Below are 12,617 nucleotides of genomic sequence, written 5' to 3' on the forward strand. Positions count from 1 at the left end.
GAGTTTATTCCCATCTCTAAATTCGCTATCTTAACGGCTTCGCAATAAATGGACAGGCACATCATGCCAATAAAAACCGACGAATTAAGAACCCATGCATTAGGGCCAATGCCAACCCCGGCCGAGTTAAATGAATGCTTCCCAATCAGTCACGAAGTGGCAACACGGATTGCCAATTCTCGCCAACAAGTGGAAGCCATTTTAACGGGTCAAGACGACCGCCTGCTGGTGATCGTCGGACCATGTTCTATTCACGATACCGATGCGGCTCTCGACTACGGACGTCGTTTAGCGGATATCCAAACACAATACCAACAAGATTTGTGTATTGTCATGCGGACGTATTTTGAAAAACCGCGTACTGTCGTTGGTTGGAAAGGTTTAATTACTGACCCCCATCTTGATGGTTCCTATGCACTCCGTGATGGGTTGAGCCAAGCTCGAGACTTATTACTGAAAATCAATGAAATGGGTCTAGCAACAGCCACAGAATTTCTCGATATGATCACCGGGCAATATATTGCTGATCTGATTTCATGGGGAGCAATCGGTGCGCGGACGACAGAATCACAAATTCACCGTGAAATGGCTTCCGCCCTTTCTTGCCCAGTCGGATTTAAAAATGCAACGAACGGTAATGTCAAAATTGCCGTGGATGCCATTCGGGCTGCGCAAGCGCGCCACTATTTTTACTCCCCTGACAAACATGGCCAAATGACGGTTTATCAAACGCATGGTAACCCATTCGGCCATGTGATTCTGCGCGGAGGATCCGATGGCCCTAACTTTGATGAATCATCGATTAATGCGGCATGCGCACACTTAGACCAACACGGGCTGCCTCAGCGTTTAGTGATTGACTTTAGCCATGCAAATTGTCAAAAACAGCATAGAAAACAACTCGATGTTGCGAAAAATATCAGCCAACAATTACAGTCTGGAAGTACGGCTATCGCTGGCATCATGGCAGAAAGTTTTATTGTCGAAGGTAATCAGCCCATGAAAGACATTACTCGCTTAACCTATGGGCAATCGATTACTGATCCGTGTTTAGGATGGGAAGATACCGTCACCATGCTCAATATGCTCGCGAATGCCGTACAAGCTCGCCGCCAACGTCAAAAATAGCCGATAAGGAACCCTCGTTATGCCGTCTTTTGATATTGTCTCTGAAACCGACTCCGTTGAACTGCGTAATGCCGTAGAAAACGCGGCCCGAGAGCTCACCACACGTTTCGATTTTCGTAATGTTGATGCGTCGATTGAACTCAAGGACATTACCGTTTCTTTTACTTGTGAAGGTGAATTCCAGCTACGTCAATTAATGGATATCCTCCGTAATCAGTTAGCCAAACGGGGAGTGGATCAGCGGGCGATGGACATCCAAACGCCAACCCGTACAGGCAAGAAGTGGCATCAAGATGTCATTTTCAAGCAAGGTATTGATACGGCAACATGTAAGAAAATCGTGAAAATGCTAAAAGATGCGAAACTGAAAGTTCAAGCCTCTATTCAAGGCGAGAAAGTTCGTGTCACCGGTAAAAAACGGGATGATTTGCAAACGGCCATTGCTCATTTACGTGCCGCTGAGCTTGAGTTACCACTTCAGTTTGAAAACTTTAGAGACTGAGTTAGATGCCAAGCGCGATCAGCAAGGTCTGGCCGCGCGCTCGGATGCTACCAATAAAAAAGTCCAGCGTAGAGCTGGACTTTTTTATGTCTTTCATGCTACCTAGTGCGAGCCATCAAGACCAATGTCATTGGTTAGTGCTTGTATTTGCTTCAGATCCATACGATGGACATGGATCATTTGATCCAATTGAGAAAGGCGAGACTTGGCTTCATCTTGCTTATCACAGGCATCGGATTTTGCATCCCAAGATGTGCCTGCAAGGTACAAATCGCACTCTTCTTTCAGTGTCTTAATTTTAGGTGCCAACTCATCACGCTCTTTTTGCAGTTGCTCAAGCTCTTGCTTGGTTTTTAGTTCTTTTTGAAAGATCTCTCGTGAGCGTTCAAACACACTCGCTTGCAGATTGGCTTTACGGTTCAATGACTGCTTCTGCTTATCCACTTTTGCAATCGTCTGCTTCTGCGTGGTGACCTTTTCATCGAGCGACGAGTTTACTTTCTCAAGCTCAGACACTTGTTTCTCTAATGCTTTGATCTTATCGTCTTTCTCGGCATTCACCTTCGCCACAGCCGCATCAATTTGTTCCTGCACACTGTCTTTCGTTTTGGCAATCGTCGCTTGCGCATCGTTCGTTTGACGATGAGTCTCTTGTTTTAAATCGCCATAACGTTTATTCAATTGATGATAAGCGCTTTCCCATTTCGACGATGTGACCGTAGATCCCACCAGCCCACCTAACGCTAATCCGATGGCAGCGGCAATCCCGATGTATAGATACGTACGTTTGTCACGCTCTTCAATAACGACAACATCATCATGCTCATCAGAATGATTTTGCTTCACGCTTTTTCTCCTCACTCATAGCTCAGCGAAATAATTCAACAATCACCACTGACGCGACATACAAAACAAGACCTAAGCCCACCGTAATCACTACACTTTTTTGTAAGCGCGCATTCGTTCCATACCGCACTAATACAAAAGCAATAATAAGCAATACCGCTATCGCAATCAGTCGAGTCATACTGGATATGCTCCTTAGCATAATGCTTTATACCATTGAAACAAAATGAATGGTCAGAGAAAAGTCTGCTGCTTGGTAATTTTGTTTCATTTGAATTGTATTTCATCAGTTTAAGACAAAATCAGACACTATCATACACCTCTATGCATTTTTGCTCATACTGGTTTGAGTGTCTGTACACGCCTTTTTATTGAAACGAAATTTTGTGGATGACATCACACGATCTTTTCGCTACTATCTTGGCCACAAATTATCTATGCACTAGATAATTGTTCCGATGAAGACTGCAGGAGAGAGGATGTTTGCCTAGCGAAATGCTATTGAGGCATGCATACCCGCCGAAGAAGTAAATCTTTCAGGTGCGTTATTCTGTTTAATCAGAATAGGCGAGGACTGTAGTTGGAGGAACCTCTGGAGAGAATCGTTTAATCGGTCGCCGAAGGAGCAAATCTCACCTCTGTGAGACGAAACTCTCAGGCAAAAGGACAGAGGAGAGAAAGGCGACTTTGTATCCACACAAGTCTACATACGCACGATACCTGCCGATATACCCTTTCCCTCTTCTCCTTAGCTTTTGTTTATTAAGGGGAACTAATGACCACTTTGACAGATACACTCAATACTATTGACCACTTCGTGTGGGGACCACCATTACTCATTTTGCTTGTTGGTACCGGGGCTTATTTCACTTTTCGTTTAGGTTTCATCCAGTTTCGCCACCTACCGACGGCGCTCAAAATGGTATTTAGTAAGGATAAAGCCAGCAAAACACCTGGTGATGTCTCTGCATTTGCGGCTCTGTGTACCGCGTTGTCGGCCACCATTGGCACCGGCAACATTGTCGGTGTCGCTACCGCAATCAAAATCGGCGGACCAGGCGCGCTTTTTTGGATGTGGCTCGCAGCATTATTTGGTATGGCCACCAAGTACGCAGAATGTTTGTTAGCGATCAAATACCGTAAAACGGATGATAAAGGCCACATGGTTGGCGGTCCCATGTACTACTTAAAGTATGGTGTGGGTTCGAATGTCTTAGCCGTACTCTTTGCGATTTTCGCACTTGGCGTGGCGTGTTTTGGGATCGGCACTTTCGCGCAAGTCAACGCCATCGTCGACGCGACGCAAATTTCATTCGGTATTAATAAAATCTATACCGCAACCGTGTTAACCGTGCTAGTCACGATTGTCACCATTGGCGGCATTCAGTCTATTTCAAAAGTGGCAGGAAAAGTCGTACCGACCATGGCAGTCTTCTATGTGGTCGCCTGTATGACGATTATCATCACCAATGCAGAACATGTTTTGCCAGCCATTCAATTGGTGTTGCAATCCGCGTTCCAGTCTAGTGCGGCAACAGGCGGATTCTTGGGCGCGTCTATCATGCTCGCCATTCAATCAGGCATTGCACGGGGGGTTTTCTCCAATGAATCCGGGCTCGGCAGTGCACCAATGGCCGCTGCGGCGGCAAAAACGCACTCGTGTGTACGGCAAGGCCTGATTTCGATGACGGGGACGTTTTTTGATACCCTACTGATTTGTACGATGACGGGCTTAGCATTGATCTTAACTGGAGCGTGGCAAAGTGACTACGCGGGGGCCGAAATGACCACTCATGCCTTTGCCGTTGGTTTAGATTCGCAAACTTGGGGCCCCATTCTCGTTTCAATTGGCTTAATGTTTTTTGCGTTTACCACCATTTTAGGTTGGAACTACTACGGTGAGCGCTGCGTGGTGTTCTTGTTGGGCACCAAAGCCGTATTACCTTACAAGTTGCTGTTTATTGCCTTAATCGCTTCTGGCGCATTTCTACAACTGGATCTCATTTGGATCATCGCAGACATCGTCAATGGACTGATGGCGATCCCGAATTTGATCGGTCTGATATTACTGCGTCATGTCGTTGCAGAAGAAACGCGTCTTTACTTTACGCCAGCCAATCAAAATGATGCCCTAGCCTCACAAACGTCTTAATGGTGAGGCGTTGTCAATCAGCGATGAACAGTAAAGTCACACGATGACGATGTATATGTAGGCGAAGCCCCTTCTGGGCTTCGCCTTTTTCATAACCATCAAAGCGGCTTGTCAATAGCGATTTAGCGCTGCTCTAACATCAGCTTGACGCCTAAGGCAATTAATACGGTGCCCGTTGTTCCTTCCATGGAGGCCGTAAACTTGGCACTTTTCAACAAATGCTTGGCCTTACTGAGCATCCCCGACAAGCAACACTGCCAAACCATGGCAATAATAAAATGTATGCCCGCCATAAACAGGGATTGTAGAACGGCAGAGTGCTCTGGATTAATAAATTGAGGTAAAAATGCCAAGTAAAATACCGCGGTTTTCGGGTTAAGAACATTGGAAAGAAACCCTTCTCTCAACGAACGACGCACGTTAAAGTCGGCATTCACCGGTTGCACTTTATCGGCGTCCATCCCTTTGACCGCACCGTGCAAAACGGTTCTTAAGCTACTGAATCCTAACCAAATCAAATACGCGGCCCCGACCCATTTAACGATCTGAAATAACTCCGCAGACTGCGTCAAGATAGCAGACACACCGATAGCAGAGCACAATGCATGCACAAATAAGCCGGAACAAATACCGAAACTCGTCACACATCCGCCTTGTAAGCCAGAGCGAGAAGTATTACGAATCACCAAAGCCGTATCTAAGCCTGGTGTCAGCGTCAGTATGGTGATAGCAATAATAAATGCTTCAAAATTATGTATATACATTCCATTACCTATACAAGTTTATTCTAAATAACGTTATACCTTATTCATCCGCCATTGTCTGCGGAGAATATTGATCCCATCAGCCATTAAGAAAGAAAAAAGCCAGTATCCATCATGCTGGCTTTGTTTTCGTTTAGAGTGCGGGATGCGGGTGCACTTTCAAATCTTGCCTGAAGCGTCTCTGCCAAGTATCGATATCATTACGATGCAACACTTCCATCATCCGTTTCCAACGGTCAATACGTTCTTCAAGCGGCATTTGTATCGCTTTCGCCAATGCCTCCGATACACTCTCAATATCGTAGGGATTGACGATCAACGCACCGTCTAACTCTTCCGCCGCGCCAGCCATTTTTGAGAGCACTAATACGCCAGGATCCTCTGGGTTTTGCGCCGCCACATATTCTTTCGCAACCAAATTCATACCATCACGCAAGGGCGTCACAAAACCAATATGCGACATATTGTAGAGAGCAATGATGGTTTTACGTCGAAATCCGCGGTTGATATAACGAATCGGAGTCCAATCAAAATCGGCGTAAGTACCATTAACATGTCCGGCTGATTGTTCAACTTGTTGAGCCAATTGTGCGTAAGCTTTTACATCGCCACGCGACGTCGGAGCGACCTGCATATACACCAACTTACGATGTAATTTTGGATTGTTCTTCAAAAGCAAGTCATAAGACTGAAAGCGATGGAAGATACCTTTACTGTAATCCAGCCTATCAACTCCAATAATGAGCTTACGATCTCCAAGCTCTTTTCTCAGTTGTTTATATTCTTGGGTACTTTGTCCACGACTGGCGGATTCAACAATTGCATCTGGTGCAACACCAATGGGATAAACACCCGTTTGTTGTTGATGGTCGCCACAGGTGACATGGCCATCGACAGTATTCCCCTGACACGCCACCCGAATCGCTTCATGGTAGTTATGTTCATCAATACCAGTATGAAAGCCGACAAGGTCATAATTTAATAACTCTTCGAGCATTTTTTCGTAACAGGGTAACGCTCGTAGCAAATCAAAGGCCGGAAACGGCGTATGCAAAAAGAAGCCAATCGGACACGTCACTCCCGCTTCACGCAGCATTTTTGCCATAGGAATTAACTGATAATCATGAATCCAAATGGTGTCATCTGGACGCAAGTAGGACAATAAATGATTGGCATATTTACGATTAACGCCCAGATATCCCGCGCGGTAATGATTACGATAACGCATCAAATCCGGTCGCTGGTGGAAAAGCGGCCAAATCACGTTATTCGAAAAACCCGCGTAAAAGTTTTGATACTCTTTTTGCCGCAAACCTATAGTGACGAAGTCAATATTATCCTTGCGCTCTTCACGGACGTCGGTTGTGGGTCGGTTTTCAATACGGCCATTCCAGCCAAACCATAACCCCCCCGCTTCCGACATGGCCGCTAACACACCCACTGCGAGTCCGCCTTGCGCCCCACCTTTCAGTGCTTCGGGTCTCGCAACACGATTGGATACCACCACTAAACGACTCATAATTCTTCCTCCCAACGCTTACTCAACATACGCGCGCAGTTAATAATACCAACCATGCTGTAAGTTTGTGGGAAGTTACCCCATAACTCTCCAGTATCGGGTTCAAGATCTTCAGACAGTAACCCAACGTGATTACGTCGCTCGAGTAAATCTTCAAACAAGGCACGGGCTTCGGCTTGACGACCGATCGCGGATAAGGCTTCGATGTACCAGAAAGAACAAATCGTGAACGCATTTTCTGGCTCACCAAAGTCATCTTCCACCACATATCGGAAAATGTATTTGCTACCTTTTGGACGTAAATGGCTTTCAATAGCTTCTACCGTCCCGACGAAACGAGGGTCGTCTCCAGACACAAACCCCAGTGAACAAGCTAACAGTAGGCTCGCATCCATGGTATCGCCGCCCCATGTTGCCGTGTAGCTATTAAGCTCACGATTAAAGGCTTTTTCATCAATGGTCGCTTTAATCGTGTCTGCATGTTTGCGCCAATACTCTTGACGGCCGGGCAATTGTAAGTTGTGAGCGATCTTGGCGAGACGATCCGCTGCAGCCCAACACATGATGCTCGAAAAAGTATGAATATGCTGACTGCCACGTAACTCCCACAACCCCGCATCAGGCTGGTCAAAGTACTGCACGGCTTTCTCACCGACTTTCTCTAAAATAGGAAATAGGCGTTTGTCATCCGGTTTGCGAATCCTCTCATCAAAAAACATCTGCGTGGCGGAAAGTACCACGGCACCGTAGACATCATGCTGGATTTGATCCGCCGCTTGATTTCCAAAACGAACGGGCCCCATGCCTCGATATCCATCCAGCTTATCAACGATCTTCTCTTCCATCTGTTTACGGCCATTGATACAAAATACTGGCTGTAGATACTGATCATCGATATGGGTAGCGAGATTAACTAAGTAACGCAGATACTGCTCCATTGTCGCTGTGACACCTAAACGATTCAGCGCATGCACGGTGAAGTAACTATCACGCAACCAACAGAAACGATAATCCCAGTTACGTTCGGTATCTTTAGCTTCAGGAATAGAGGTCGTCATGGCGGCCACAATGGCCCCAGTATCCTCAAAGGCGCTGAGTTTGAGCGTAATGGCCGAGCGGATGACCGCATCTTGCCACTCAAATGGAATCGCTAAGTTGTACACCCAACTTCGCCAATGCAGCTCGGTTTCATTAGCGAATCGCTGTGAAAGCTGTTGAATCGGCTCTTCTAGGCTCTCATCATTACCAAGGACTAAATGCGATTCACTGTCTAAAATAAACCAGCTCTCATCATAGATACTGGAGACGGATAAATCCGTCGTCAACCTCAGTGACAGAGTATCGCTGGTGTATTTAATATGATTGGTGCCTTCAATCCTTTTGTAGGCCTGATTATTCTCATTGTCTGCAGGGCGTAAACGAATGCGTATGCGCGGCGAACCAACAGGCGTTAAAATCCTCATTAAAGTCACAGGTCGGTGCATACGTCCATACAACATTAAGCGAGGGGCAAAATCGACTATTTTGACGCTGTTACCCTGCAAATCATACAACGTAGTTTCTAGAATGGCGGTGTTTTTACGGTATTGCTGCTCACTGTGAGAAAAGCCATCAAGATCAATCCCATAAGTCCCGATAAGCTCAGACTTATCTCCCGTTTTTAGTAACGAAGCAAAGACCGGGTCACTGTCAAACCGTGGCATGCAAGACCACACGACCTCACCCATTTTATCGATCAGAGCACTAATTCGACAGTTACCGATCAGTGCTAAATCCAAATTATTTTCTATCATGGTTATCCCTTACCGCTAGTCTGTCTTGAAGAAAAGCCATCACCTCTTGTGGTGATGCTAAGTGATATTGCGCATTCGATTCGCCCTCACCAATTTTGACTGACACGCCATGTCGCTCATTAACCCATGTAAACGCATCTTCATCGGTGACATCATCACCAAAATACCAGGGGGTTCTGTCTTTGAATTGGGGTTGACTCATGAAGTAGTCGAGTGCGGAAGCTTTATTGATACCAGAGGGCTTGAGTTCTCGGATACGTTTTCCTGCTTGGATACTCAGATCCAATGAAGAAAAACGGGCAGCTAACTGCTGGAGATACGCTTCTACTTGGTTTTCCATTTCGGGTTTTGAACGGTAATGAATGGCTACCGTCAACGGTTTATCTTCGAGCAATAAATCATGCTTGTGACAAAATTGTTGGCAATCTTTAATTAATGCATCAGGCAATGTCACCGTATTGGGATGAAGAAATGTATCACCGGATGATCCACATCTAAATTGCATGCCATGGCTGCCACTGACATTGACTGTCGGCATGGCAAGTAAGTGATCTAACGAGTCCAAACTGCGCCCTGAAATTAACGCTAGCGCTTGGTTGAGTTCTCTGCCTAACGATGTGACTAATGTGCGTAATTCATCGCCGACGATCACGGCTTCCGGAGTAGCTTGAAGCTCGACTAACGTTCCATCAAAGTCGAAAAAAAGTGCAACGTTGTCAAAAGGCAGCGGGGGTAATGTCTTATTCATTTCCTTGCTCGCTTTTTGTAAGTTCATAATTACAATAACGTGATAAACTTAATAAAACAATCTTGAAAAAAATTGCATTTAGTTCTATAGCGTTAACCCATTCACAGTTTTATCTGACAACAAAAATTAAAAAAAATTCGAATATAATGAATATTTAAATAACAATTCCATCAAGTAATGTGGCAAAAAAAATAGCGGGCACTCGGCCCGCCATCCTAGTTATTTATTGTCTTGAAAACGACCGACACCTTATATATGCCTCTCATCGTTATGCCTAATAAATATTACATTTTCATGTGTTGAATCGCATCATTGACTCTATCTGCACCGAGCTCAATCTCTTGAATGACCTCTCCTGCACTATTAGAAGAATCCAATGCTTCAGTGGTTTGCGATTGACACTCAGTGATCAGATTCACCGTTGACTCTGTTTTCGATAAATTTTCAGAAACCATGGTGATAATCTCATTCGTTGTTGCATTCGTTCTTGCCGCAAGTTGTCCCCGAATTCAACTGCGAAGTGCGACACTCTCCAATATCAAGAAGCTAAAGCCATCTCCTCAAATATAATGGCTGCCTGCTTGAAGCCTAAACACTTTCTCGGACGGTAATTCCCGAATTCAACTGCGAAGTGCGACACTCTCCAATATCAAGAAGCTAAAGCCATCTCCTCAAATATAATCGCTGCCTGCTTGAAGCCTAAACACTTTCTCGGACGGTAATTTATTCGCGATAAAGCGAACTCTATATCGATGTCCGTCACTGTCGTTAGATCGGTTCCTTTCTTCACATATTGCCTTAAAAGACCGTTCGCATTCTCATTAGCACCACGCTCCCAAGAACTGTACGGATGAGCAAAGTACACATCAGCCTTTAATTCTTTTGCGATGGTTTCATGACCTGCAAACTCTCGCCCGTTATCTGCCGTAATGGTATGGACATGTTTCTTATAGGGCTTCAGTAGCTCTATTGTCGCTTTGGTGACATCATCCGCTGACTTAGATGGCACTTTCTTTACCACGTAAAATCGAGTCTTACGCTCTAAAATAGTCACCATTGCACCTGTACCATGCTTACCTAGCACAGTGTCGATTTCCCAGTCACCAAACCGCTCCTTACTGTCAACGATGCTTGGTCTATCATCAATCGAAACGGCATTTTTTATCGCTGGAGCTTTCTCTTGTTTACCTCGGCGATACCGCTTATGACCTTGTCTCAAGTGACGATATAACTTACCGCCCAAACGTTTATCTTGAGCAACAAAGCGATAGATCCACTCATGACTGACAGATGCACCAATTTTCGTTAATACATTAGAAATCTGCTCTGGACTCCAATCTGTTTCTAAAAGAAGGCGGATAAAATCGACACGTTCCTTTGGTATTCGGTATTTACGTGCTGTTTTGCGCTTTTTGGTAGACGACATCTGGGCTTCGTTAGGGCAATAATGCTCTCCCTTCCGACCGCGTTTAAGCTCACGGTATACCGTCGAGCGGTGGCACTGAACTGTTTTAGCTATTTCAGGAACCGAAATTCCCCGTTCCAAAAGAGCAGAAATCTGGTATCTTCTGCCTTCGGTCAACTGTTGATAATTCATGGTAGTACTGCTTGTTTCTTTGGCGAGAAGAGCGTACCACTTTCAGCAGTTGGCTTCCTCTTCTACATATTTCCATGAATGTCGCACTTATTATCTGAAATCGGGTATAAGTTAAATTTCCAATCTTCCCAAAGTAGCGTTTCAACAATCATATAAAGCGCTGGAGAATGATAAAGTGAATTTAAATCAAAAGGATGAATTCGCCATTCGGGATTTATTGGTGCACTGGACATGTTCCACCTTTTCCACAATTACAAATTTCTTTGGTTAATTCGCCGTTTGAAACCATTTGACTATAAGTACCGGGCGTGACTGCGGTATAAACGTTAGGGGATAACCCAGACTGACTGGGTGTGGCTGTGTAAGCAACCGCTTCCTCGGGGGCATCGGCCGCGTCCACGCCCCCTGGCAACTTAGCTACCAATCCACTAAAGCCGCTGCCGGCGCCGGCGCTACCGCCTGAGTTAAGGTTGATACCCGCGCCAGAAAGATGCACCCCCGCTGGGTCGACTTTCACAAAACTGCCACCGGCCACGGCGGTAATTTCCGCTCCAGATTCAATCACCACTTTTTGGCCCGCTTTGATATGAATTTCACTGCCCGATTCATTGACCCATACTTTGCCCGCTTTCACGTGCATATCACCATCAATCACAAAGGTGCGGTTTTTATCCACTGCGGTGCGGCTTTCGCCTTTGGTCGATTCATGCTGATTGCGCTTGACCTTGGTGTAGTCATGTCGGTCAACGGTAAGGTGCTTGTCATTGTGCACTACACGCGTATGGTCATTGTTGGTGATGCCGTCGTAATCTTTCTGCGCGTGTAAGAAGATGGTTTCTTCATCCACCTGATCTTCAAAACTCAGCTCGTTGTAGCCATCCCCTTGATGGGTTTCAGTGCGCAGCACTGTCTTGGTTTTATGATCCGGTAATACGTACGGCGGAATGTTGTTCTCGTTGTAGGTCCCACCCGTCACAATCGGTTGATCCGGATCGCCATTTAAAAATGACACAATCACTTCATGACCAATGCGCGGAATGGCGGACATGCCATATTGGCTGCCCGCCCAACCTTGGGACACGCGCACCCAGCAAGAGCTTTGCTCATCACTGTTGGAATAGCGATCCCACGGGAAATGCAATTTAACGCGGCCGTGCTCATCACAAAAGATTTCTTCGCCATCCGGCCCCACCACAAACGCAATCATCGGGCCATCCACTTGCGGTTTCGGGGTGGGCTTAGCTTGCCAAGTGAGCGTCGCGGGGATCACCGTAAACTGGTTCGCATACGTTGTCGCGCCTGAGCCGCCTTCTTCTTCTAAGGCTTGTGGCTGTTCACCTTGCACGCTCAGCCCAACCACTAAATAATCGCGATTGAACTCGGTATAGCGAATTGCTCCTATACCTATATGGCGAGCATGCTCCCATTATAATGACAAGTTCTTGTTAAATCTTACGCTGCTACTGAAGGTAAACTATAAATCGATTACCATAATACCATCATTCAAATACCATTATTTTGCGCTATGAAACTCTATTGGCTTACTCTACCTATATTACTCGTTGGTT

Annotated in this window: 11 protein-coding genes, 1 pseudogene and 1 riboswitch; of the genes and pseudogenes, 3 read left to right on the forward strand and 9 right to left on the reverse strand. The window is 45.7% G+C overall.

What is annotated here, in order from left to right; translation table 11 throughout:
- The first annotated feature begins 63 nt into the window (after nt 1-63).
- Nucleotides 64-1,128, forward strand: a complete 1,065-nt coding sequence (locus EAE30_RS12050) for a 3-deoxy-7-phosphoheptulonate synthase (RefSeq protein ID WP_123016141.1) — start codon at nt 64-66, stop codon at nt 1,126-1,128.
- 19 nt (nt 1,129-1,147) lie between these two features.
- The gene (locus EAE30_RS12055) at nt 1,148-1,630 is read left to right on the forward strand and encodes a YajQ family cyclic di-GMP-binding protein (RefSeq protein WP_123016142.1); all 483 of its coding nucleotides are present in this window, start codon (nt 1,148-1,150) and stop codon (nt 1,628-1,630) included.
- Nucleotides 1,631-1,732: 102 nt separating this feature from the next.
- On the opposite strand, the gene EAE30_RS12060 is transcribed toward EAE30_RS12055, so the two are convergent.
- Complete coding sequence (locus EAE30_RS12060; RefSeq protein ID WP_123016143.1) at nt 1,733-2,476, reverse strand: chromosome partitioning protein ParA; 744 nt, start codon at nt 2,474-2,476, stop codon at nt 1,733-1,735.
- A gap of 22 nt (nt 2,477-2,498) precedes the next feature.
- Complete coding sequence (locus EAE30_RS18775) at nt 2,499-2,657, reverse strand: hypothetical protein (protein WP_164711848.1); 159 nt, start codon at nt 2,655-2,657, stop codon at nt 2,499-2,501.
- A 401-nt stretch (nt 2,658-3,058) separates the two neighbouring features.
- Nucleotides 3,059-3,156: riboswitch (glycine riboswitch) on the forward strand.
- A 95-nt stretch (nt 3,157-3,251) separates the two neighbouring features.
- Here EAE30_RS18775 and EAE30_RS12065 point away from each other — a divergent pair.
- Nucleotides 3,252-4,628 carry an alanine/glycine:cation symporter family protein gene (locus tag EAE30_RS12065; RefSeq protein ID WP_123016144.1) on the forward strand — a complete coding sequence of 459 codons (1,377 nt, stop codon included), beginning with the start codon at nt 3,252-3,254 and terminating at the stop codon, nt 4,626-4,628.
- A 122-nt stretch (nt 4,629-4,750) separates the two neighbouring features.
- Here EAE30_RS12065 and EAE30_RS12070 read toward each other — a convergent pair whose 3' ends face one another.
- The 7 genes and pseudogenes from EAE30_RS12070 to EAE30_RS12095 form a co-directional block, all read right to left on the reverse strand.
- The gene (locus EAE30_RS12070) at nt 4,751-5,392 is read right to left on the reverse strand and encodes a LysE family translocator (RefSeq protein WP_123016145.1); all 642 of its coding nucleotides are present in this window, start codon (nt 5,390-5,392) and stop codon (nt 4,751-4,753) included.
- A gap of 133 nt (nt 5,393-5,525) precedes the next feature.
- Complete coding sequence (gene otsA, locus EAE30_RS12075) at nt 5,526-6,911, reverse strand: alpha,alpha-trehalose-phosphate synthase (UDP-forming) (protein WP_123016146.1); 1,386 nt, start codon at nt 6,909-6,911, stop codon at nt 5,526-5,528.
- Complete coding sequence (locus tag EAE30_RS12080; protein WP_123016147.1) at nt 6,908-8,704, reverse strand: glycoside hydrolase family 15 protein; 1,797 nt, start codon at nt 8,702-8,704, stop codon at nt 6,908-6,910. Before EAE30_RS12080 ends, otsA begins: the two co-directional genes overlap by 4 nt.
- Nucleotides 8,691-9,452 (reverse strand): trehalose-phosphatase, encoded by a 762-nt coding sequence (otsB, locus tag EAE30_RS12085; RefSeq protein WP_164711849.1) that lies wholly within the window; start codon nt 9,450-9,452, stop codon nt 8,691-8,693. The genes EAE30_RS12080 and otsB overlap by 14 nt, the downstream gene beginning before the upstream one ends.
- 284 nt (nt 9,453-9,736) lie before the next feature.
- Nucleotides 9,737-9,907 carry a hypothetical protein gene (locus tag EAE30_RS18780; RefSeq protein WP_164711850.1) on the reverse strand — a complete coding sequence of 57 codons (171 nt, stop codon included), beginning with the start codon at nt 9,905-9,907 and terminating at the stop codon, nt 9,737-9,739.
- A 194-nt stretch (nt 9,908-10,101) separates the two neighbouring features.
- Nucleotides 10,102-11,049 carry an IS30 family transposase gene (locus EAE30_RS12090; protein ID WP_123014135.1) on the reverse strand — a complete coding sequence of 316 codons (948 nt, stop codon included), beginning with the start codon at nt 11,047-11,049 and terminating at the stop codon, nt 10,102-10,104.
- Between the two features lie 214 nt (nt 11,050-11,263).
- A pseudogene (locus EAE30_RS12095) lies at nt 11,264-12,424 on the reverse strand (type VI secretion system Vgr family protein); the annotation flags it as partial.
- Nucleotides 12,425-12,617 lie beyond the last annotated feature (193 nt).

Source organism: Vibrio zhugei (assembly GCF_003716875.1).
GTDB classification, from domain to species: Bacteria; Pseudomonadota; Gammaproteobacteria; order Enterobacterales; family Vibrionaceae; genus Vibrio; species Vibrio zhugei.

Coding starts and splice junctions, on each gene's coding strand:
- EAE30_RS12050 (WP_123016141.1), top strand. CDS start 64: ATGCCAATAAAAACCGACGAATTAAGAACCCATGCATTAGGGCCAATG.
- EAE30_RS12055 (WP_123016142.1), top strand. CDS start 1,148: ATGCCGTCTTTTGATATTGTCTCTGAAACCGACTCCGTTGAACTGCGT.
- EAE30_RS18775 (WP_164711848.1), bottom strand. CDS start 2,657: ATGACTCGACTGATTGCGATAGCGGTATTGCTTATTATTGCTTTTGTA.
- EAE30_RS12065 (WP_123016144.1), top strand. CDS start 3,252: ATGACCACTTTGACAGATACACTCAATACTATTGACCACTTCGTGTGG.
- EAE30_RS12070 (WP_123016145.1), bottom strand. CDS start 5,392: ATGTATATACATAATTTTGAAGCATTTATTATTGCTATCACCATACTG.
- otsA (WP_123016146.1), bottom strand. CDS start 6,911: ATGAGTCGTTTAGTGGTGGTATCCAATCGTGTTGCGAGACCCGAAGCA.
- EAE30_RS12080 (WP_123016147.1), bottom strand. CDS start 8,704: ATGATAGAAAATAATTTGGATTTAGCACTGATCGGTAACTGTCGAATT.
- otsB (WP_164711849.1), bottom strand. CDS start 9,452: ATGAATAAGACATTACCCCCGCTGCCTTTTGACAACGTTGCACTTTTT.
- EAE30_RS18780 (WP_164711850.1), bottom strand. CDS start 9,907: ATGGTTTCTGAAAATTTATCGAAAACAGAGTCAACGGTGAATCTGATC.
- EAE30_RS12090 (WP_123014135.1), bottom strand. CDS start 11,049: ATGAATTATCAACAGTTGACCGAAGGCAGAAGATACCAGATTTCTGCT.